A 23,405-nucleotide genomic window follows, 5' to 3' on the forward strand; every position below is an offset into this window, starting at 1 on the left:
TAACTCTTTAATTAGTCGTAAATTGCTTTCCACTCTTCATACTTCTCAGGTAGAAGATCCTTGCTTCCAAATAACCGATGGAGTGTTTTTCGAATTAGGTCTTCTAACTGTGACGATAAGTGGGGTTCCCAGCTCGCGAGATTAAACGCTTTTTGTACTTCCCACCCCTTCTCAAGATACGGCAAACACAACGGGTATAATCCAACAGACTGGTAAGCTGCTATCAATTGTAAATACAGCATGAACTGCCCACGTCCCGAGCTATCCAGCTCAAGTTTGTGGGCAAGCTCTGCGGCACATTCCCCTAGATTTTCTAGAGTGATATCCTCCACTGGCAGCGAGTCTTCCTGCGAAATCACAACCGTTTGAACAACGGGTTGAGAAGTCGAAGAAGTAGTATCTTGAGTCGATAACCAGCTCAAGGTCGCTTCATCTGCAAATGGTATAGAATTCTTAAATGAGAGGTGCTCGATGCCCTCTAGCGATTCAACAAAACGCGTCACTTCTTGTTTCACAGCAAGTGCTGCATCATCAAAGCCCAAGTTATTAAGCATCGAATACACGAAGTAATGGCCCGTCAGCCAAAACGGCGCATCCGTTAATGTGCGCTCCAAACGCTTAATCGTGTCGATGTCGCTTTCTTGGTCTGCTTTATCTCGGTATTCCGCTTGTTGATCGGACGACACTGCCAAGCTCAAAGGCGTTTGATTGTTTTGATGGTCGGGTAGACCATCAATGTCATCCCAAGTCAGATGACGATAAATCCGGTAAGCCAGCGGATCACTTGGGTTCGCATGAAGCATGACTTCCGCAACCTTCTTCAAGGTGCGCTTAGAAGCCGTCGGCGAAGAGAAGTCCGTATCGACATCGACTTCTTTTGCTACCGCTTTCTTAACTGGCGCAGGTTTAGGGGCCGGCGGAACCGCCTTCACCGGTGCGGTTTGCACTTCACTCTGCGCTGGCGTTTCTTCGGCAGCAGGCTGCGTAGCTGGTGCAGGCGCCGCTTGTTCGACGTTAACGACTGCATCATCGCTCTGCTCATCAGCCACCGCTTGTTGAGATAAGACATTGAGTTGAGTGCGAATCTCAAAGAAATCCGCTTCTGAGTCTTGGTAAACCTCGTCGTACTGGCGCTGCACTTCTTCAATAGTCGAAATGCAGTTTGATACCAAATCCCATGACTGAGCGCTTTCCGCTAACTTGCTGCTGACCAGTTTAAACTGATGGTTCAACCATTCGACCGCGCCATCTCGACCCCGCTTTCGCGAAGGATACAATTCAACGCCAAAGCGACTTAACGCCTCACTAAGCAGCTTTAGACCTTGTTCAAAGCCTTGCAGACCAAACTCTTCTGTTAGCGCGCGAACGAGGTAACAAATGGCTTTTAAGTCTTTACTGTGGTGCTCTAGAACTTCAGTCGCGTGCGTTTTTACCACGCTCCAATCTACTGTTTCGCCAAACAAGGAACCGAATTTCTTCACTTCGGACTCCATCATTTCATAGCAAAACTCGTAACGGGCATCGTTTCCCACTGGAGATTCATCAGAAATAGGATTAAGCAGACGATCGATATCAATGTTGGACAAAATTCACGTCTCCTTCAGTCAAGTAATCTCTCAACGCACGCGCTACCGCAATTGCGCCATTTGCTGGCTTAGATAATCGATGGCTCTGCTCAATTGCATCCGACGCCATGCTATCTAGAATTTTCGTGATTTCTGTAAATTTGCTTGGTGCATTCCGTTCTAAATCGGCAAGGGATTCATGTAGCTTTTGTTTGTCGTAAACGGATTGCTCCATCACGGTGCTAAACAAAATAAATTCGCTTCTTGCGACGATTAAATCCTTTATTTTTTTGTCTAGTTCTGGCGTATTACCGAAGTAGGCTTTGGCTAATTCGGCTTCTTCAATTGCTTTGGTGTAAAAGTGCGCCTCTGCATGTTTATCGATGGAGTCATTAATATTTTCCATCACAGCCTTTGGTAAGATTTGGTTGTAGAAATAGGCTTGTGACTGGTTTAATAACCATGCCTCTTTCATTTCATTTTCTGCGAGCTTAGCTTCACCATCTAAAATTAAGCGAGCAATCTGCTTATCTCGACTGCCAGCTATGGAAGATACTTTCATGGAATCGATAGACGCGACATTTAATCCAGACATCACTTTAGTCAACGCCTCATCCGCATATGGAAACAGAGCACCGTCACGAACAAGGGTTTCTCGCAAGGTGACAAGCTCCTTACGTAACTCGACTAATGCCATTGGTAAGCCATCCGCTAACGATTGATACGACGTTAACTGAGCCTGTTTTTCTTCATATAAATTCGAGAGGCTTAACTGCTGAGCTTGATATGCTGTTCGATAAGCTTCTGTCATATCAATACTCTGAGTAGCTTGAGACAATTCTTCTTTGATTTTCCATGGAGGCTGAGCCAAAAAAGAAGCCGTTTCAGAGGGCGTAATAACGTGAGTTACAGTAGTGACACCTCGGGAAAAAATGGCATCCAATTGATCTTTATTCTGTTGATATAAATAACTTCCTGCTGTTGCCAGCACACTCAACACTAAGCTCGCCTCTAATATTTTAAAGCGACCATACGCCGTTTTATCATTTGGCTTACAGTGTGTAAGCAGCAAGTCCGCGTTACGCAAGCTACTGAAAATTGGTGCGTTAGAATTTGAGCTAATTGATTGCGTATCGATTCGCGCTAACTGCTGAGCAAACGAAATAGCGGTATAGCCATGCCCTCTTGGTTTGTTGATGACTTCTTTCAGCAATTTCCAAATATGAGCCGGGATCAAAGCCGGACGCTTTCGGTCTTTTAACTGCTTATTCCAAGCATCACCAAATATTGAGCCTAAAAATAGATGTCCAGCGAGCAAAGCGAGAGAGTAAACATCATCTTGCGGTTCCGCGATGCCAGTTTCTATATAAAGAGGGGAAGCGTAGCTCAAGCTTGCTTCTGCGTAAGGTTCTGTCTCTCCAATGTAACGAGCAGCGCCGAAATCAATGAGCTTAACGTAATCGCCTTCACTCACTAATACGTTAGATGGTTTAATATCAAGATGGCAGATACCTCTTGTATGCATAAACTCTAGAGCGCCAGCGAGTTGATACACCAACCAAGCGATGTGGTCGTGGCGGAAGCCTTTAGAGGAATGACGCTCCATTTTTTCTGCCAGTGATTCACCTTGGATCCACTCGTACATCAAATATGGGCGTTCAAATTCATTGCCGATTTTTACAAAGTTAGCCACGCTAGGGTGTTGAGAAAGCTCCAGCCTGCTCGCTTCGTTAATCAACATTTTGCTCGCAAATTCTGGCGAGTCATCATTGATAACTTTGCAACAGATTTGCTTCTCTGGCTGCCCTTTTTTTGCAAGATGGTAAACCGTTGTCTTACCATTTTTAGAAGGAAGCTTGTCTAATACATCAAACTGTGAAAAAAGCACGTACTCAAGCTTCGGCTTATTTTTTTCTGCTAGCCTTTGCTCATTCAGTTTCTTTTTCTCAATAGCTTTAACAACCAACTGATCGATATATCCTTTGGCTGTACTCTGATTATTAGACACTTAGTACTCTTTCATAGAATAAATATTATTAGAGTTGAATAATATTTTCTTGAACGTACTTGTATCAAGGTTGGTATTTAAAACAAACAGTAAGCCTATTATTTTAGTTATTATTACTAACTTATTAGACCTTTTTACTTACGCTTTCACTGCATGAGTTATACGCTTTTTCGTGTTACAAACTTCAACCTAATAATATGAGTATATTTTCATTGCCATTTGATCGATGAGTGCCCACTAACATTGCAGTAATTGGAGAACTCCTTTGTCACCATGAAAGTCGAACATTAACAACGTAGTTGGTTGCTTAAAGTGGTGCTCTCTGACCGCAAAGGCAATTAAAGCGAGAGAAGAACAACTGCCCATCGTGCCCCACAACTCATTGATAAGCTGCGGTTGTTCTGGGTTCGTGAATCGTTCTGCTTTCGCCCCCAGAGCAAAGCCGTAATCTTCCGAATGCATGCGCAGGTTCGTCATATCGGAATACACTTCACCAAATGAATCGAGCTTTTTACTCGCACGTTGAACAAGTCGAAACATGCCTCTTCGGTCTGAAGTGTTTAATTCCGTATCAATGTAGCCAAGCTGCGCTTGAGGCTTAAGTTTCAATGTTTCTACGGTGTTTTTTCGACAAAGAATTAAACCCGCCCCACCCTCGCTCGGAATAACGCCCCATGGATTATTGGTACTCATTACCATCGCATCGTCGATGAGTGTTTGCATCGAACTCACCAAGGAATCGACACTGATACACATCATAGCATCATATTTATCCAATGATTTCATGGCCTGGAGAACGAAACTAGGCCCACTGGCATGAACAGCATTCACCACAGAGAGAAATTCAGCATAGTTACTTTCACCAAGCCATTCTTGCAGCTTTACTAGAGAAACAGACACAGGCACCGCTATAAGCAAAGGTATTGGTCTCAATGAACGTGGTAACTGTGCTAATAATGAATCAAGCAAGTGGGTGATTAACTCACACGTTTTTTCAAACTGCTCACTTTCTTTGGTGTATTCGATTTTGGCGTAAGTAAAACGCTCGATACCATCATCCCCTACACATTGGTCGAATCTTCCTAAATCAGCATACGAAACTGCACTAGCAATATCTAAATTCATACCGGTTGGCGTCATCACTTCCATCCCTAGCACGTAACGGCCTGTTGAATTATGCATGCTCGCTTACCTCTTCCAACTTAGTGATGGATGTCGACACCAACAAATCCTCCTTGCCCTGACAAGGAAACGCAGCGGTGTAACTGATTGATATAGTTTTCTTTTCCGCATCAACGAATAAGGTGTACATCGCCATATCAGCTTGATAACTTTGATCTTTGAACGTCGCGATCGCACGGTATTTTTCTTTAGGAATTCGAAATGAAAGCGTGTCATCATGACAAAAGCCACTCATCATCAAACGCTCCCCCCCACGAAGGAAGCCTTTGCACTGTTGATCAATAGGCGCGCTTTGGAAGAACCGCTTATCAAAATCGAGTGGCAACATTGGCTTGCGATTCTCAATCCAATCGTCATCGAACGTGCCGGCCAGCTTCTGGCGCGACTCAAAGAACGGAGGCACAGGCCCGAACCCCGCAACGCGTAGCTTTTTCGCGGCGGCACTCCAGTCCTCTCGGGGATAAAAAATCGAGGGTACTTTCTGTTCAAGCAATTCTTTGTTGGAGTCGGCAACCCCACCACCTATTCGGTTACGTAAATCACCGCCTACCGCGCAAGTGTAATCAATGTCTTTTTCAATAAATGGGACTGGATTGCTCAGCGTGATACTGCCAGCATGCTCAACCCATACGCGTTCCCCGTGAATAGCGAGAATCTTATCGATATGACCATCAATCAACACGCGACACTCTTGGTATGTCACTGGCTTTTTCGCGTAACTGCGCGCTTTGCCGTAAACAAGTACATCTGTGTTGTCTTTGGTATACGCGAACTCGTGGTCAACTTTCATCGCAGAGAAGCCTTCTTCGCCCAAATATTGGGGATCATCGAAGATTTCACTTTCACCTAATTCGTGCCAAACCACACCATCGAATTGCCATGTGCGTTTGGCGACCACAACCCACACTTCATCGCCGTTTTCGTCACGTTGAAAACGACCTTTAAGTGATAGCTCAGGGTGCGTCTCAATATCCCATAACTGCATTGCTATTCCTTAAGTTGAATCGTTCGCTCGCAGAAGGTGCGGCCTTTAAATTGTTAAAGTTCCAGTCTTGTTGATGAATCGGCATTGCCATATCCCAAGGCACGTAGGCTCTGGATTGAATGCAGAGTTGACGCCATAGCCAATCGCGGAACAGCACATCAACGTTAGAATCTTGCATCGCAGCTAACGTAGACTCGAAGCTCGATGCGTAACCCAAGCGGCTTGGTAGATTTTGGATATATTTTTCATCTTCCACCCACTCATTGAGCAGATCGACGATCTCTTCCCATTCATACTCGACACCAACATCTTGCGGATTCAGAGGAAGAAGCTTTCCGTAGACGACATACAAGGCTTGAAGCCAAATTTCACCTTCAGCTTCCTCCAGACTTTCCAAGTGCTCGATGATTTGAGGCACCAGTTTCCAATCGCCACTCAGCGCAAAATCAACAGGTGCTAATGAAGAAGAGATATCAAACGCCTCAAACTCTTTTAACTCAAGCAACTTGGCATAAGTAAGCACTTGCGCTGATGGTAATCCATTTGGTTCGATGCCAAAGCTCTGACGGAACCAAGTGCCTCTGTCACGTTTGGTAATCAAACGTTCAAATAGGTATTGTTCGCTGCCTGCATTGTCATTAAGCCAATCAATCCCCTCTTTTACGTCTTGTAAAGCGAGCAGTGGCAAAGCAACTTGAGAGCTAATGATGCTGGCTTTGTGCCAGCGCTTGATGAGAGAAACACTTAATGTTTGACGTACACGTAAGCATTCAAAGTAAAACGCACTGGATGTCGCATTACCCTCAATAAGCTCCGAAAGCGTGCTATCCATAGATTCAACCGGAGATTGTACGGCAATGACCATTGCGGTTTTAGCGTCAATATCTTCGAGTAAACTCAATCCGCACAAAAGGTTATCCAACTCTGAGCCCAACTCGCCCTGTAGCATCAGCCAGCTGTAGATTTCTGGCTCCTGGCCTCTTAACTGATGAATCAACCCCGGTGCTAGCCGATAAAACGACAAGTACACCTGCTTCAGTTCTTCAATTTGGCGTTCGATCAGCTTGAGATACGCCAACTCACGACTTGGATAACCCCTTTTGTGAATTTGAACTCGCTGCCTGATTAAAAACCCGATACTTTCAGAAGCAATGGACAGCTTTTCATTACAGAAATCCAGCCATGTTACTGGCAATTGGGAAAGGTCGTTCACAGCGCGCTCAGCTTTTGCTAACGCGCCTTCGACTTCTTGATTGGTTATGGGTGCCTTTAGGTGCTCGACACCGATTCTTTGTCGCATCTAGTTATCCGTTATTAGCGTGCCATAACGCGATTGCAATTAGTCAATACAAAGTAATTAGCTAACTCGACGTAAATTAGCTAATGCTAGGTAATTAGTTAATTGCGATCGTTCCGCCTTGAATTTTTTGTGCTTTTTCTGCTTGAGAGGTGACGTACTTCGCTTTAGTGGTAATTCGTCCATCGCGCCCGCTATAGCGAGTTTCTGTCTCACCACTTTTGACTACCAACTCTTGTTCTGTCTCGATAACCATCTTCTTCGCTCGCAATACAAACTCGTCAGAGTCATCCAGAATGGAGAAGAAAATGTCCGTCACAAGAGGCAAGCTTAAGTCGTCGTTCAAAAATTCAACTCGACAACTTAATCGATTATCGATAGCCATTTGCAGCTCAGAACGACGAAAGCCACGTCCTAGTCTCGCAGTGAGTGGCTGCTTAAATGGGTTACCATCAAAATCAACTCGCACACTGCCCGTAGACTCATTGATAGCCACTATTCTTCCAAAACGCGAAAAGCAAGCCGTTGATTCGGCTTGCTGCTCTGATATTACTTCTGTTGTAAGAGGTTGTTTTTCCATTGTTAGTTAACCACTACGTTGCCACCTTTCACGACGACTTTGTCACTGCCTTCGATCGTAATAGCCGAGCCTGATAACTTTATTGAACCATCACTGTTCATCACTAAAGAGGAACCACCCGTTTTCAATACAATCTTGTCGCCACTGATAATTTGCGTTGCACCATCGGCTTTATAAGCGGTGTTCCCTTTCACTGATACCGTTAAGTTGCCACCAATCGTCTGGTTATCATCCGCACCAATATCTGAACTCTTAGACGCACCGATAGTAAGGTTACTGTTTTCGCCAATATCTAAGTCATCATTTTTACCGATCTTAGTCGTACGGTTATCACCAATTTCTAAGTCAAAATTGTTTTTCACATACTGGGCTTCGTTCGCGTTGTATGTGACGGTAACGTCTTGCTCGACTGTCTCGGTAAACGTACTGTTTACTTGTGTCGTTTTATGTCCATGAATGGTTTCTTTATGGTCACCATGAACTTCATTCGTTTGGTGACGTGCAACCTTCAAGAATTCATCTTGACCGATATCACGGTAACGGTTGTTGAGCACCTTGGTCGACATGTCTTTTTGAGCGTGAATATAGACTTCTTCTTGGTTCGCTTCGTCTTCAAAACTCAACTCGTTGTAACCTGTTCCTTTGTGCGTTTGCGTGCGGAACGTGGTACGAGTTTTGTTTTCTGGCAAAGAGTACGGTGGGAAATGCAAACCGTTGTAAACTGCGCCCGTAACTAACGGACGATCTGGATCCCCCTCAAGGAAAGTCACTACGACTTCATGGCCAATACGCGGCAAATAAACTGCGCCCCATGTTGGCGCCGCCATGGATTGGCTTACACGAATCCAACAGCTTGAATGTTCGTTGTTATCACCGTAGCGATCCCAATGGAACTGTACTTTCACTCGACCAAGCTTGTCGGTGTAAATCTCTTCACCTTCTGGTCCTACAACAACCGCCGTTTGAGGGCCATCAACCACTGGTGCTGCTAGTTTAGGCGCTTTAAACACCACATCACGTGGAATACACGAGAACTGGTTGTAGTAAGTGGTTGGCATACCACTCGCTTCATCTTCATGCACTTGCGGATCTTGACCTGTGTGCATTACAGACAACATAAGGTAATCGCGGTTAATCTCAGAACGCGGGTGGTCACTGACGTTAAAGCTGTAACCAGATGCTAAGCGCATTACGTCACTCGTTGCTTCCACTTGTTGATTATCGACTATGTGTTCCGACATCCACTCCGTGGTTCTCACCTGACCCATCAGCGGGTCAACGTATCGTCCAGGATAATCAAACTGCTTGAGATCTTGGTCTAGCTCGCCAGCCTGTGTCATCTCTTGTGGAATTTTAGGGTGTTCGTAGTTGTAATCTGTGTACGTAACCTGTCCTGTTCTAACGCGGTTAACTAACTCGAGATCAGAGATATGTTCGCGATCGGCAACACCGCCACCATCGGCATGATAAACAATCGGCCCAATGTAAGAAGCATTTAGTGGCGAGCTTATCAAAGGTGCAATCGCGTCATTACTGTCGACAATGACCATCGTATGATTTGAATCGCTATGGTCAAAGTAATACCACATACCGTGTTCAGCCATCATACGCTGCACGAAGTGCAAGTCAGACTCACGGTATTGCAGAACGTATTCTTTTGGAGGATAAGTACCCGACACTTCAAATCGGTAATCGGTGACTGCCCCATCATCGAGTACTTCTGTGATGATGTCTTGCGCTGACTTTTGCTGGAAAATACGACAATCTTGGCGCTGAGATAAGAACCAAGCTTGAGGAACCAAGACTAATTGATAACGAGAAAAACGACGTCCAGTTCCTAAGTAACGCACTTCATTCACCACGCCGTTGAACACACGCGCAGCCCCAACACCTTGTCCGTAAAGTGTCAATGTTCCTGCTTTACGTATTAACTCATCGAACGAGATATCTGGATCAAGTGAAAGTAATGAGAGATTGATGTGGAAAGGCTTAGATAACTCTTCATGAACATGAAAGCTCTCGACCCGAAATTCATGCCCACATCCAGGCACTTCAAATTTAAATTCTACGTCATTCACCATATCTTTTACCTGATACAAATAATCGAATTAGGGCCAACAATCGTTGGCCCTGAATCTTTACGCGACGAGCAATTAAGCTTCGCGTGGAGCACGCCAGTCGTCGTTACCCGCAGTACCACAGTTTTCGTGAGTTACTTCGATCGCACGGTAAGTGAACTTAAGCACTTCTTCTGTCACGCGGTCAGCTGTTGCTGCGTCTTGACAGTGGTTCATACGAGTTTGGATATCGACAAGTAGCGCATCAATCAATTTGATTGAGTAGTAGTGCTCTTGTTTACCTTGAACTGAAGTGCGGTAGAAGCGGATCACACACTCAGGAAGTTTTTCGCCAGATACTAGTGCGTTGAATAGTAGTGGAGATGAGCGATCTTGAACTTTAGTTACAACAAGTGGACGGTGTACACGTTGACCAGTTGGCTGACCACTTTGTGGATCACGTGGAACTGTTAGCACGTGATCAAGTTCTTGTACTAGGAACTCATCAACGTGAGCTTCTTGCCATGTGTTACCTACTGAATCTGCAGAGTAAGTATCTTTAGTAATATGGCCTTGAGTCTCACCTTGGATAGACATATATGCTGGAGTTGGCATCGCTATTTCCTTTTCTAAAATCTGTTTTGTTTAAATCACCAAATCGCTTATCACCGCGACTACTTGGTATAATCAAAGTCCGTGCCAACTTTAAAAATGCAATAAAAACAACAACTTAAACAAATTAAGACATTATTCACTAATATCTTGAGTACAATTTATTGGATAAAAAACCAAAAAGTTGGATTAAGATAATAATAAATTGTTCTAACTTTAAAAAGTGAAAATAACCATATAAAACCGTGTAAATAAAGTCATTAAAACTAATAAATCCGACACTTTTACTATCAATTAATTTAGAATAACAACGCCATTAAAATAACCACAAACATTAATGTCACAATAATCATTAAAAATAACCAACAAACGATAGTCAAAATATCTTGATAAAAAAAGAACGCAATCACTTTTAGTATAATAGCCGCTACCTCTTTTCCTCTAAAGAATAAAATGGCTATGATAAATATAAACCTTTCTTCATTAATTCAGCGTCTACACCCGATTGCAAAAGTAGCATTAGAAGACGCCGCTGCACTTGCAGTCTCTGAAAAAGCAAACGAAGTTCAAATTGAGCATTATTTACTGAGTCTATTAGAAAGGCCAAATAGTGATTTTGACGTCTTATTGAGTCATTTTGATTGTTCTGAGAACTTATTAAGACAATCGGTTCGATCCACACTCGACACCAACGCCAAAGGAAATGGCAGCAAACCTGTTTTTTCTGCTTTATTAATCGAATGGTTGCAAGAAAGTTGGCTGGTTTCTTCTTTAGATCTATCCGAAACACAAATCCGCTCTGGTGCCCTGCTCCTTACTCTTGTTAGCAACCCTCTCCGTTACGGCCAACATGGTTACGCCTCTATCCTTGAAGCGGTAAACCCTGACAGCCTTAAGCGTAACTTTGCAGAGCTAACAAGCCACTCTATTGAGGCGCAAGTTGCTACTTCAGAAAAAACACAAGCTCGTGAAGATGGTTCAGCACTGAGCAAGTTCACAACCGACTTCACTGGTAAAGCACGCAAAGGCGAAATCGACCCTGTTTTCTGCCGCGACCAAGAAATCCGCCAAATCGTGGACATTCTTGCTCGTCGCCGTAAAAACAACCCTATTGCTGTTGGTGAACCGGGCGTTGGTAAAACCGCAGTAGTAGAAGGCTTGGCACTTAAGATTGTACAAGGTGACGTACCAGACAACCTCAAAGGTGTTGAGCTTTACGGCCTGGACATGGGTCTTCTGCAAGCTGGTGCAAGCGTAAAAGGCGAATTCGAAAAACGCCTAAACGCAGTATTGGATGAAGTGAAAAACTCGCCAACCCCTATCATTCTTTTCATCGATGAAGCACACACCCTTGTTGGCGGTGGTAACCAAGCGGGCGGCAGCGACGCGGCAAACTTGCTAAAACCAGCCCTAGCGCGTGGTGAAGTGAAAACCATCGCTGCGACAACATGGTCGGAATACAAGAAGTACTTCGAGAAAGATCCTGCTCTTGCGCGTCGTTTCCAATTGGTGAAACTCGACGAACCGTCTCCTGAGCAAGCAGCATTGATCATTCGTGGTCTGCGCCCAGCATACGAGAAGTCACATAACGTTTACGTGCGTGACGATGCTATCACTGCTGCGGCAGCACTTTCTGCTCGTTACATCTCTGGCCGTCAACTGCCAGACAAAGCGATCGATGTACTAGATACGGCGTGTGCACGAGTGAACATCAGCCTTAATGCCATTCCTGCTTCTGTTGAGACTCTGCAGCAAGAACTTGCAGCTCAACAGCGCGAGCTTGAAGCACTTGAGCGTGATGCTCTGCAGCAAACTGGCGACAAGCACAGCCTTGCTAACATTCCAGACCTAAAACTGGCAATGGAAACAACGAAAGAAGAGCTAGCAGAACAAGAAGCGCAATGGCACAAAGAAAAAGAGCAGATCCAAGAGATGATTGCTCTACGCTCTCGCTTACATGAACTGGTCTTTGGCGAAACAAACGAAGAAGAGCTTGTTGCAGACGAAGATTCAGAACAAGAGCAAGACGTTTCTCCATATGCAGAAATGGATGAAGAAGCCGTTCGCATTGCAATTTCGGGCTGCCAAGAACAGCTAGATGTAATCCGCAATGGCAACCCACTGGTTCACTTTGAAGTGGGCCCAGATGAAGTCAGCCATGTGATCTCGGACTGGACTGGTATTCCAATGGGTAAGATGCTTCAAGACGAAGCAGAAACCACGCTAAAACTGAAAGACAGCCTAACACAAAGCATCAAAGGCCAAGAATACGCTATCGATGCACTGTCTGAAGGCATTCAAACTGCGAAAGCTGGTCTAGGTAACCCAGACGCACCAACAGGCGTATTCCTGCTGGTTGGCCCAAGTGGTGTGGGTAAAACCGAAACGGCTCGTGCGATCGCTGATCAAATGTTTGGTGGTGAGCGCTTTATGACGACCATTAACATGTCTGAGTTCCAAGAGAAGCACACGGTATCACGCCTAATTGGTTCACCTCCGGGTTACGTAGGTTACGGTGAAGGCGGCATGCTGACAGAAGCGGTTCGTCAACGTCCATATTCTGTTGTTCTTCTTGATGAAGTGGAAAAAGCCGACCCTGAAGTGTTGAACCTGTTCTACCAAGTGTTCGACAAAGGCACTCTGAACGACGGCGAAGGCCGCACAATCGACTTCAAGAACACGCTGATCATCATGACCAGTAACCTTGCGACGCACGAGATTGAATCTTTGGTTCATCAATCCAAAGACATCGATGCGAACATCATCGCAGAAGCTATTCGCCCTACTTTGAACCAACACTTCAAGCCGGCGCTGTTGGCACGTATGTCAGTACTACCATTTGTTCCGCTGTCTGATGAAGCAATGACAGAAATTATTCACCACAAGCTGAACAAAGTTTCTCAGCGTCTACAGAGCCATCACAAGTTGTCGCTAAGCTACGAAGACAGCTTGGTTGAGTTCGTACTAGGTAACTGTCGCCTTGCTGAAACGGGCGCGCGTAACATCGACGTGGTCATCAACCGTCAGTTGCTGCCGCAACTATCGACTCAGCTATTAGTGCATGACAAGGATGATTCACATACGCAAATCGAAGTGTCTGTCGATGAGCAAGGAACACTAACCTATGCGTTCAGCTAGCCATAGCGAACTTAGTAACGCCCTACTTGCGATCAGTCAGTCTTTGGCTGATCGCAGCCAGCTTACCCAAACGTTGGATGCTGTGTTGACTGCTGCGAGACAAATGACCCTCGCAAAGCACGGCATCATTTATGTGTTGGACCAGACTGGGCAGGCGTTGATTCCAAGTACCGCTCACCATAACGATAAAACTATCGTTTCCCATCCTTGGGATGCATTACAGTTAGACTCAGCCAGTGAGAACGATCCATTTAACTTTGCCATTCGTAATGGTGAAGTGGTGTTGATTAACGAGTTGTATAAGTACAACGGCTATGACTGCGAAAGCATCTATCAAACTGAGCAGACACTGGGATTAAAAAGCGAGAACTTACTGGCTTGGCCTTTGATTGATAGCGAAAGCAAAACCATTGGGCTGTTAGTCTTACTCGATTTAAGTGTTATCGACAATGAAACTGCATTGACTGAGTTTTGTCGTATGGCCGCGAGTAATATTCGCCAAGCTGTGTGGTTAGAGCAATACGGGCAAGTGATTAAAAATCTCAATGCCGACAATCACGCCCTAATGCGTGAGAACACTCAACTCAAAAAGCGTACCCAAAAAACCTATCAGGGTCCTATTGCAGAGAGCGAAGAAATGCTCAATGTTTTGAATCGTCTTGATAAGGTGTTATCTCTCCCTGTCGACGTTCTATTGCGTGGTGAAACGGGAGCCGGTAAAGAAGTGATCGCGAAATACATTCACGAAAACTCTAACCGTTCAGAAAAGCCTTTGATCGTACAGAACTGTGCCGCAATCCCAGAGCAGTTATTAGAGTCAGAACTCTTTGGCCATAAGAAAGGCTCATTCACTGGCGCGGACAAAGACAAAGTCGGTTTGTTTGAAGCAGCCAACGGTGGCACGCTTTTCCTAGATGAAATTGGCGATATGCCAATGCTACTACAAGCCAAGTTACTGCGTGTACTGCAAGAGCGTAAAGTTCGCCCAATCGGCACTAGCAAAGAGATTGAAGTGGACGTGCGCGTTATCGCTGCAACCCACTGTAATCTTATGCAGCAAATCAAAGATGGCGGATTCCGTGCCGACTTGTTCTATCGCTTAAATGTCTTCCCTATTACATTGCCGCCCCTGAGAGCCCGTAAGTCGGACATTATTCCCCTTGCTGAACATTTCGTGCAACACACCACCAACACGCTAGGTTTGCCGCAAGCGCCAGGGTTAAGTGCCAACGTACGTAAACAGCTGCTTGCCTACCAATACCCAGGGAACGTGCGTGAGCTTAAGAACATCATTGAGCGCTCGGTGCTACTGTCCGATTTTGAAACCATTACTCACATTGAGTTTGGCGAACAAATCCCAGAAGATGTACCAAGTATCGACATGAAAGCAGCTTCACCTACCCCAGAGCAACCTGCTTACGAGCAGCAAGCACAAGCGGATTTAGAAGACGTTTCAAAGAGCCTTAAAGACGTCGTTAGCCAATACGAGCGTACAGTGATCATCGATTGCTTAAATGCCTGCAATTGGCACACCAAGAAAGCCGCTGAGCAATTGGCGCTTCCAATGAGCACTCTCAACCATAAGATGAAGAAATACGATATTTCTGCAGCGGGTTGATGGGGGTTAAAAAGAAACTTCTAAATTCAGTATGAAGTCATAAGAAAAGAAAAACCGCCCGAAGGCGGTTTTTTTATTTTCCATCAAACAACCACTTTTTGAGTATTTGCTCTCGTTGTGCAGATAGTGGAAGCTCCTTCGCTACTGAGTAATCTTTCATGATTGGTTCCGCATTCATCCAAACACTCAAAGGGGTAGCCTTATGGGACATCTTACTACGGTTTAAACTTGCTAAGTTGGAATCAGCATCGTCAGTCGTTCCTGCAGTATATTCAGAAATAGCTTTAAACTCCTTCTCACTCATCTCATACCAACTCTGGTTGTAATGGATTTCTCGCGAGTTGAACATAGTTGGCGCCGTTGTATCTATAGCTCGAACAGGGAGCCTTTGTGATGAAGCGTTTAAAGATAGTCCAGCTTTCCCATCAATATCGAGCATGATGTATGGGGCATCGTTTCCTCTAGGAATAAACGGGCGTAAGCCAGTCATCTCTTTCCCGGTTGCGTTAGTGTACTTCAGTGATATCTCGACTGCGTATAGATCAGTGTCGACAAAGTCTGGTGATAAAACACCTTCCTTAACCACCAAGTCGTTTACAAGCTTACTTAGGTTGCTAGAAATATGATCCGATACCTCACTCAGGCTTTGCGGTATTGATTTAGGTTTGAATGACACCTCTTTCTTCTCGAGGTTCACTTCTACCTTTCCTAATGGATACAAATCTACATCTTGATGTTCAAAATTATAGAGACCTCTTGCATCGTTTGCTTTCAAACGAATGTCTACGGGTAAGCGGTGACGGTCAAAGCCTCCTCGCTCAAGTATTTGTTCTACATTTTCAACAGATTTTGTACTGACGATGAGCAACAGCTTCGTTGCTTTTTCAGAAGTATCATAGGATGGCTGCTTCTTCGTCCAACCGATCGCCTCCATTATATCGTCGTGCTTACTTCCGGGAATGAGGCTCTTCACGCTAGCGTCATAAATGTACAAATTTGCCTTAGCATCTGAGAATAGCTCCGGATATTCGACCGCTTTTTTGCCCGCTCTTGCTAAGAAAGTTTTCTCATATAAGAATTCATGCTCTTTTGACATAGTTAAATTAAAGATGGATGCCTTATCCGTACTAGAGGTAATCTCCTTACCATCTTGAGTTTTAAGTACGAGCTCTCTCTTATACGTTAACTTTGATTCTGTTTTACTGACATTTGGTACACCGACTTCTAGAAGGTAACGCATCACATAAGCCGCTGAGTGCTGTTCATCTACCTGACCAAACACCGACTTCCATTCTTTGCTACCGTAGTCATCAGCAATAGGTTTGATGCCACTCATGATGTTGCATCCAAAGTAATAAGTAGGACTTACAACAACACCGTATAGCGTCGTATCTGTCTCTAACATTTGTTTCTCTGTTAAATACGCTCTCTCAGTTTTAACTAGTGATTCCGGTGCAATTTCACGAACATATTCAGTAGTGTAAGACCCAAAATCGTCAAAGAACCTATTTTGCCTCACAGGTCTAACACCCACAGGCACAAGAGTAAGCAAACCTTCTTCTTTGAACTTGGTCAGCGTTTCATCCTTCATATCAAGAATAATAAGTACTCTAATTGGCATAGTCGGCGTAATAGCTTCACCGCTATTAACCCTGTCTTCGAGTGGGAGCCATTCATCATTGACTTTTACGGAAACCATATGCCCAGCAAACATAGAGTCATCGAGCTTAGATAAATCGGGCGCTTTTAACAGAGATCTAAGCTTAGTTAAACTAGGGTCCGCAACAGTATGTATAGGACAGAATTTTTGATATGCCTGCGATTGTTCAAGCGCTTTTACCCCAACCTGAGATTGCTTCGCTCGGTATGTTACGTAACTCGTCATTGCAGCAAAACTCAGCACACTTTCCGAAGCACTACGGTAAATATTCTTTGTTTCTAGCCACGCTTCATCAAGGTGGAAAGAAGGAAGCCAAGTCCCCCCCAAATCCCAATCATCACTTAAAAGATAGGTCTTTATATAACCTTCAATATCAAGATCTCTTTGCCCTGACGTCAAGTGATTAACCACGTAATATTCCGAAACGTAATTCGTTGTTTTGTTCTCTTCTTTTATTTGAGATTCAAGTAGAAGCAATCGTAGCAGCCCATTGAGCGCTATAGCGCGTTTTATATATGCCTTGCCAACAACACTCAGTTCATCGAATGCAGGTAAACCGCGATACAGTAACGCCTGTCCTACCACATCAAATTCAGAAAAACGTTTCTGCTTCTCTTTATATTCTTCTACTTCTTTATTAAGAATTTTGGCTGCACCATCCAAAGTAGAAACCAAGGTTTCGCCTGACCAATACAACCCATATGCTAACGCGGCTCCTGGACCAAGCATTGGCGCAGCAAAGCCTAATGCAATATCAAAGGCTTGGCCGGAAAATTTCCAAATTTCCTCATGGACTTTCATCTCTGCTAAAACCGCTTTCTGTCGATTTTTCTCCAGAGTAAGCAGCCAACTTCTACAAGCAGGATATTCAAAAGCAGAGTTGAGGTAGAACTTCATCTCCGCTCGACGACTTAAGCGCCTGTTACTCGTATCATTATCGGCATAAACGCCTTTACCCAGGGCAGATATTCGATGCTCCCACTTAATAGCATCAGTGCCAAGATCTTCTAAAATAGAAGATTTAAGCGCCGCAGCACGTTTTTTTGAGAGTTTAGTGTTGTATTCCACCGAGCCAATATCACACGTATATCCTTCAATGTTCAGCAACATTTCTGACTTTGTATTACGCAGATATTCGGCCACTTTAGAAACGAGCTTCTTATCAGAATTGGCAAGTTCATCATTTGCACTATCAAATTCAAAAAACAGTGTGAGATAGCTTGCCTCACCCTCTTTTGCCTGTTTTTTTTCTAATAGCGGACTACCATTTAACAGCACTTTATGACTTACACTTTTATCAGAGAATGCTTCAAGGAGCGCTTTTTTATGCTCCGCTTCAGACTCAAGCAGTGCTTGACGATCTTTTTCATCACTCAATAAAAGTGTTGATATTACCGATTGTGTTTTCTGACCATATTCCTTTGATTTATCAATATAGGCGTTAAACGCCGACTCGGAATTCTCAATACCTTTCGGAATTTCAAGGCCACTAGAAACAAGCTCTGCAAAACCAAAAGGCTTATCAAGTGCATATTCAATAGCCCGAACGGCCGGCTTTAAAGGGGTTAAGATCTTATCGTCCACCTTATGCCAAAAATGCTGTAACGCTGGTGGAATCGTATAAACGCTCGGTAAGGCATTCCCAAGGTGATTTGACCAGTTAAGGGCACTAGCTAAGTCAGAAATAGGCGCAAGTGTACTTTGCGCAGGTGGCTTTAGCTTTTGTGCAAAATCTAAGAACCCCTTCGCTTTAGCATCAATACCGACTGCCAGTTTTAAAGCCTTTAAGAGCGGATCTCCAGCTTGCTCTCGATTCAAAGCTGCGCTAAATGCTTTATGGACCGTCGTCATACTGAATGGGTCCATCACACCAGAAGCTGACGCGGCTATCACCTCTTTATATTTACCAATTGAATTGAGAATGTTAATCGACGGTTGCACACCATTGGCAGGTTTGTTTTCGCTAGTGTAAGGTAGATTTTTACTCCAATCGAGCCAGCCTTTAAACGTGTCTGGCGCATGTTGGAAAAGCGACTCTTCAACAGAAATAGGATCACCTGACACAATGATGCTGCGCCCTGCTATGGAATAAATAGGCAGGTGTAAGACTTGCTCAGACAAAGAGTAGCAATTGTTTGGGAGATTTAACTTAGCAACCTGAGCCATCTGGATATCTGAAGGTTCAAGTAATGCATCCCAATATCGCTTAATTCCCTCTAAATCTATATCAAAGCGGACTAATTGCTTCATTTGTTCATCATCATCTAGATGACCGCCAGTGATCCAAAATGTGGCGACATATTGAGTCACCTCTTCTGCATCTTGGGCGTCACTCGCTTGGTTGGCAATATCATAGTATGTTACTGGCCTCACTCGACTGGTGATTTTATTGCCTATATCTTTAGCATCCCCTTTAATGATCAAGTTTTCCGGTTGTCCAGACAAAGTAACTTCCGCGCCCTCAAAATAGTCGGCTGAGAAGAAAAGATTGATAGTCCAAACTTGAGGAATGCGCAGATAATAAAAATTATGTTTATAGTCTCCACTATAAATTTGTTCGTACAGACGTTTATACGCGCCTTTTTTTTGACACAGTTCCTCTTCTGCCGCTTCAGCTTTATGGATAAAAAACTCGGCCAATTCGGGCACTAAAAGTCGTCTCTCGGATACATCTTTGTCCAAATCTTCTCTGATTTGCCAGTCACGCAAACGTGAGACTTCAACTTCAGCACTCGTGATAACGGCCTCTCTAGCTAATTGTGCTAGGCGTTTCGTCCAATCAGTATCTTCGGACATAACCGCAGCGGGCATTAAGTATGGTGGAATATAGACCGGCTTCAGCTTCTCTTTAGTGCTAGAGATAACCAATGGCGTAGAAGCAAGTTTGTTCCAATCAAGCTCTTTTACAGATTGAACCTTAGTATTCCAGCCTTGTAGCCGACCTGATGAATCACTGAAGTATAATGGTGACTCGTTCTTACTACTGCTACCATCCGCAGTTTTATCTACCGCCAACTCGGGTAGGGCAAGCGCAAAACCGGGTAATGGATAAAGCCCATTGCCAGTAATGGCTTCTCCAGTCGGTCCAACTAATTGGCCCATCAAATAGAGAGAGTGCTGTTCAATCTTAGCCCTAGCCATGATTACGCTCCTCTAGTACCACTTTCGCTTTTTTTAGGTCAGCGTAGGTTGGCAGTGGGTAGAGTGACTCGCTCCAATTATCCGTCTCTTTATGCTCAATTACATACTGGCTAAAGCCAAAGCCATAGGCGGATTTTTTAACTCGTTCTCCATCTCTAAAACCTACAAACCCATATATCATTTCTGTAGTCGGGCTGTTATCGGTGGATTGGTGTAATACGCGGGTTATGTTTCGACCATGAACAGGGACGAACCACATATCACTACCATTAAAAGCCAACAGATCCACTGTAGCAGGAAAATCGCCTATTTTTTCAGATGGTCTTCCCGAGCGGTATGCCGCACCTCCGAGGCAATAAAAGCCATCTCCGTACGTACCGCCCCAGACATTACAATCGTAGCTAACCGGAGTAAAATCACCGCGATCGATCAGTTTTAAGGTTTTGGCATCAAACACAAATGTGTTCCCACATTTTGGAACATCACTCTCCCCAAAAGTTTCGAGATACTCCTCTTCCTCTCCTTTACAACCAAATCCCGCCAATCCCGGTTCATAACTAAAATATATAGCTTGTTCTGACTGACTCATATAAGGCTTGGCAAAAGAAGTCATGTAACGTGCGTCTGAACCATTTACATCAGTAAATTTCACTACCTCTTTTGTGTCTAGCTTAACCAGCAAAAGTTCATCGCTTTTTTTCACAACAACTTGTGTGCTGTCCGTATCCCACATAATGTCGTGACGAGTTGAGCCAGACTCCTCACTAATGTTAGTTATTTCGCCATTATCTAGATCATACAGCGCGGTACTATCTTTCTGAGGGACAACAAGATAGCGGCCGTTAGGCGACCGTGACATATATTTAGCATAATCAATCCCAGTATTAGGCGGGGGTGGCAATAACCCTTCAGGGATCAGTAATTGAGGGTCAGTACCATCAATGTTTAATGCCCAGTAACTGACCTCAGATTTTTCTTCCGGGTTAGCTACAGTAAACAGGACCTGAGGGAGTGTCACATTTTCAGTATTCCAATCTGCAACCTTTGGGTTATCCGGTATTTTAAAATCATACTGGTAAAGCCAAGTATCCGTTTTACCTTTGTACAAATCTAGGCGGTCTGCCATGCTCTCTATTCGAGCTTTCTCATCAAAATAGGGTTTAGTGGCAATGTAACCAGCACCTGCGGCGGCAATAGTCGTCAAACCCAAGCCGAGTAATATTTTCTTTTTCATTCTTAATCCATTTTCTAGTTGGGTTATAAAGACCAATCCAGCATTAATGACTCAAAACGTTGTTTTTCTTCTGTTGTCATACCTTTAGGCTTATCGTTTAACTGAGCCTTTGGCGGGGGTTCAGTAGCGCTCTCAGGTTCAACAAATAAATCGTTGTAAGCGACCCGATCAAAAAGTATGTGACGACTGTCTGGGTCTTGGTCATGTACCAGGGACATAGTAAAGACCCCGTCCAATGGCAGCCCGCTTAATAACGCTTGCTGCCAATCGTGGTCTTCCCCTTCATAAAACTCTAAATCAAAGACGTCTTTATAATCGCTATTGTGATCGATCACATAGAGTGAATTCAAAGCGGTGATGCCAGACGTACCAACATCCACTCGGAATAATAGGCCACTGTTTTTTCCATCCACATAAGCTATGACCGTATTACTCTGGTCGTAACTACGTACTATGGCCTGTTGGTCACTCAGCCATGGCATGTCGTCTTCGGTCACTTTGTGGATGGCTGCGCTGTCTACATCGGAGGTGAATTCTTTTGCACTGAATGACTGTGCGTCACTGTAACTGCTTAATTCATCTAATGGCGTGCTGGACTTCTCTAGCAAACCAGCATCCGATTCTAATGCTTCAATTTGAGCAAAGCGCTTTTGCTTTGGTGAGAAAATGATCTTGAGTCCATTTTCTCCCTGTTGGACTTCACCCGATATTTTGTAAGGTGCCCAGAAATGCGCCATAGCAAAACCGCTTGCGCTTCTTTGTATTACCTGAGGTGTGTCTTTTTTCTTTTCTTCTTGCTCTAGCGTGCGGTAATACTCGACGTCAACATCTTGGTAGTAACCTTTCTCGTTTATCGCCATCTCTCGCCAAAGCTTTCCTTTCCAAAACACATAAAGGAAACCACCACGCAGGTCAGAAGCTTTTGCTTTGTCGTTGCTACCATCTAAGTAAGCCAAAGGTCTCACCGGCACCAACACGTTGTCCCACTCATCCATCTGAGTTTCTTTATCAACGGGTTGCAGGTCTTCGGCGAGTTTAAGCAAGATTGGCTGAGGCTGGTCAGAACAAGGGATTTTGATATAGAGCGTTTTGCCCTCAGCTTCGAGATCTTTAAATATCGCGAGGCTGCGGTGTTTGTTTTCTGTATCAGCCTTGCCTACAGTCACTTTTTCTTTTTGAGCTTCGGTTTTTCCCAACATCAAACATGCCGCGTTGCTAGACCACTGCCCTGCAAACTCGACAACGATTTTTTGATCTGGACTTGGCTCAGAGGGGACATGCGTGTAACTACGAACTAAAGCAACATCGTCAGTAACCTGCTTATAACCCGCTTTAAAAGCTTTGCTTTCATTCGAAGCAGATACAGAGTCAACGAGTGATTTAAGTCTAGGGAAGCTTTGCAGCTGAGAGTCCGTCAATGGCGACCGACGTGCAACGGTAGATAATGACACCCAATTGCCTTTTCCCAATTCGATTCTTATAGCAGCTAGCAATGCGCTGGTCGTTTTTTTGGTAGAGATGGAAATCTTTTGCGCCAATTCTTTAGGGAGGTTTCTGAGGATGTCATCTGAATTTCGCAAACGCGAAAGCTGTCCTATACACTCGTCCGGTGTAAGAACATGAGATAGCTCGTTGGAGGATAGCTTCGAGCTAGGTATAAATTTGCAAACTAAATGCATTTGAATTCTCCACAACCAACATCGTAAATATGGCTGCGGTGACAATTAAGCTGATAAGGCTTACAAGTACGATTTGGTCTGCGTATCCTACTTACTTAGCCATTTATTTTCAACGAGATAGAAAAATCGCCCGAAATCAAAAACACCAAAAAAATGGTGACTTTTGCTATCAAAACATGCGATTTGACCACAACAAAAGCCAGTAACATCACCCACTCTGTCAAAATGGTAAAATCTTACTATCTAAAAAAATTTAATTTATGGACTGAAGTTAACAAAAATCGTAGTAACGTGCGCTTCAGGTAAGCACGAGGAAATTCAGAAGTTTATGAGGTGCCCTCCTCAGCAACAAACAACAAATTGACTGTTACTGAGGAAGTTTAAATAAAAAGGTGAGCGCATTACGCACTCACAAAAGTAACTGCTCTGAAGCTTGCTAGGATTAAATTTGCTTCATCGCGAGTTAAAGAGGCGAGGTATTACCCATCGACCTCATGCAGAACACTATACTCAGAGTATAGAAACGAGCGTAAATATATAATATTTAAAAAGATTTTCAACGCGACACATTCACCACAGCACCTGCCGAGCAACCATCACAATCACTTCATACACACCTAAAAGCAACATTGGCCTAGTTATTATAGTT

The 23,405-nt window shown here is 44.1% G+C and carries 13 protein-coding genes; 2 read left to right on the plus strand and 11 right to left on the minus strand.

Annotated elements, in window-relative coordinates:
- Window positions 1-11: 11 nt before the first annotated feature.
- From tssA to R7041_RS08245, 8 genes are all read right to left on the minus strand, one after another.
- On the minus strand, window positions 12-1,586 hold the full coding sequence (gene tssA, locus R7041_RS08210) for a type VI secretion system protein TssA (protein WP_064369335.1): 1,575 nt from the start codon (window positions 1,584-1,586) through the stop codon (window positions 12-14).
- A complete protein-coding gene (locus R7041_RS08215; RefSeq protein ID WP_064369336.1) occupies window positions 1,573-3,573 on the minus strand; it encodes a serine/threonine protein kinase in 2,001 nt (666 codons plus the stop codon). Before R7041_RS08215 ends, tssA begins: the two co-directional genes overlap by 14 nt.
- 237 nt (window positions 3,574-3,810) lie before the next feature.
- The gene (locus R7041_RS08220; RefSeq protein ID WP_064369337.1) at window positions 3,811-4,755 is read right to left on the minus strand and encodes a hypothetical protein; all 945 of its coding nucleotides are present in this window, start codon (window positions 4,753-4,755) and stop codon (window positions 3,811-3,813) included.
- Window positions 4,748-5,740: a DUF2169 domain-containing protein gene (locus R7041_RS08225; protein WP_064369338.1), complete on the minus strand. Its 993-nt coding sequence runs from the start codon at window positions 5,738-5,740 to the stop codon at window positions 4,748-4,750. The genes R7041_RS08220 and R7041_RS08225 overlap by 8 nt, the downstream gene beginning before the upstream one ends.
- Window positions 5,721-7,040: a hypothetical protein gene (locus R7041_RS08230; protein ID WP_064369339.1), complete on the minus strand. Its 1,320-nt coding sequence runs from the start codon at window positions 7,038-7,040 to the stop codon at window positions 5,721-5,723. Before R7041_RS08230 ends, R7041_RS08225 begins: the two co-directional genes overlap by 20 nt.
- Window positions 7,041-7,134: 94 nt before the next feature.
- A complete protein-coding gene (locus R7041_RS08235) occupies window positions 7,135-7,617 on the minus strand; it encodes a hypothetical protein (RefSeq protein ID WP_025767908.1) in 483 nt (160 codons plus the stop codon).
- 2 nt (window positions 7,618-7,619) lie between these two features.
- The gene (gene tssI, locus R7041_RS08240) at window positions 7,620-9,698 is read right to left on the minus strand and encodes a type VI secretion system tip protein VgrG (RefSeq protein WP_064369340.1); all 2,079 of its coding nucleotides are present in this window, start codon (window positions 9,696-9,698) and stop codon (window positions 7,620-7,622) included.
- 72 nt (window positions 9,699-9,770) lie between these two features.
- Window positions 9,771-10,289, minus strand: coding sequence for an Hcp family type VI secretion system effector (locus R7041_RS08245; RefSeq protein WP_005373415.1), 519 nt, complete (start codon window positions 10,287-10,289; stop codon window positions 9,771-9,773).
- A gap of 456 nt (window positions 10,290-10,745) precedes the next feature.
- Between R7041_RS08245 and tssH the strand changes: the two genes are divergently transcribed.
- Entirely contained in the window at window positions 10,746-13,424 is a 2,679-nt protein-coding gene (gene tssH / locus R7041_RS08250; RefSeq protein WP_206949701.1) for a type VI secretion system ATPase TssH, read from the plus strand.
- Window positions 13,411-15,042 (plus strand): sigma-54-dependent Fis family transcriptional regulator, encoded by a 1,632-nt coding sequence (locus R7041_RS08255; RefSeq protein ID WP_005387623.1) that lies wholly within the window; start codon window positions 13,411-13,413, stop codon window positions 15,040-15,042. Before tssH ends, R7041_RS08255 begins: the two co-directional genes overlap by 14 nt.
- Before the next feature lie 73 nt (window positions 15,043-15,115).
- Here R7041_RS08255 and R7041_RS08260 read toward each other — a convergent pair whose 3' ends face one another.
- Genes R7041_RS08260 through R7041_RS08270 form a run of 3 tightly spaced genes read right to left on the minus strand, consistent with a single transcriptional unit; the run spans window position 15,116 to window position 22,756 of the window.
- A complete protein-coding gene (locus tag R7041_RS08260; RefSeq protein ID WP_064369341.1) occupies window positions 15,116-19,843 on the minus strand; it encodes an OmpA family protein in 4,728 nt (1,575 codons plus the stop codon).
- Window positions 19,836-21,077 carry a hypothetical protein gene (locus R7041_RS08265; protein WP_064369342.1) on the minus strand — a complete coding sequence of 414 codons (1,242 nt, stop codon included), beginning with the start codon at window positions 21,075-21,077 and terminating at the stop codon, window positions 19,836-19,838. The genes R7041_RS08260 and R7041_RS08265 overlap by 8 nt, the downstream gene beginning before the upstream one ends.
- 23 nt (window positions 21,078-21,100) lie before the next feature.
- Window positions 21,101-22,756, minus strand: coding sequence for a hypothetical protein (locus R7041_RS08270; RefSeq protein ID WP_064369343.1), 1,656 nt, complete (start codon window positions 22,754-22,756; stop codon window positions 21,101-21,103).
- Window positions 22,757-23,405: the final 649 nt, after the last annotated feature.

Origin of the sequence: Vibrio sp. 1751 (assembly GCF_033339895.1) — a bacterium.
GTDB lineage: Bacteria > Pseudomonadota > Gammaproteobacteria > Enterobacterales > Vibrionaceae > Vibrio > Vibrio alginolyticus.

Excerpts from the sequence above, each read along its gene's own strand:
- R7041_RS08245 (WP_005373415.1), bottom strand. The coding sequence starts at position 10,289 with ATGCCAACTCCAGCATATATGTCTATCCAAGGTGAGACTCAAGGCCAT.
- R7041_RS08220 (WP_064369337.1), bottom strand. The coding sequence starts at position 4,755 with ATGCATAATTCAACAGGCCGTTACGTGCTAGGGATGGAAGTGATGACG.
- R7041_RS08255 (WP_005387623.1), top strand. The coding sequence starts at position 13,411 with ATGCGTTCAGCTAGCCATAGCGAACTTAGTAACGCCCTACTTGCGATC.
- R7041_RS08265 (WP_064369342.1), bottom strand. The coding sequence starts at position 21,077 with ATGAAAAAGAAAATATTACTCGGCTTGGGTTTGACGACTATTGCCGCC.
- R7041_RS08225 (WP_064369338.1), bottom strand. The coding sequence starts at position 5,740 with ATGCAGTTATGGGATATTGAGACGCACCCTGAGCTATCACTTAAAGGT.
- tssH (WP_206949701.1), top strand. The coding sequence starts at position 10,746 with ATGATAAATATAAACCTTTCTTCATTAATTCAGCGTCTACACCCGATT.
- R7041_RS08235 (WP_025767908.1), bottom strand. The coding sequence starts at position 7,617 with ATGGAAAAACAACCTCTTACAACAGAAGTAATATCAGAGCAGCAAGCC.
- R7041_RS08260 (WP_064369341.1), bottom strand. The coding sequence starts at position 19,843 with ATGGCTAGGGCTAAGATTGAACAGCACTCTCTCTATTTGATGGGCCAA.
- tssI (WP_064369340.1), bottom strand. The coding sequence starts at position 9,698 with ATGGTGAATGACGTAGAATTTAAATTTGAAGTGCCTGGATGTGGGCAT.
- R7041_RS08270 (WP_064369343.1), bottom strand. The coding sequence starts at position 22,756 with ATGCATTTAGTTTGCAAATTTATACCTAGCTCGAAGCTATCCTCCAAC.
- R7041_RS08230 (WP_064369339.1), bottom strand. The coding sequence starts at position 7,040 with ATGCGACAAAGAATCGGTGTCGAGCACCTAAAGGCACCCATAACCAAT.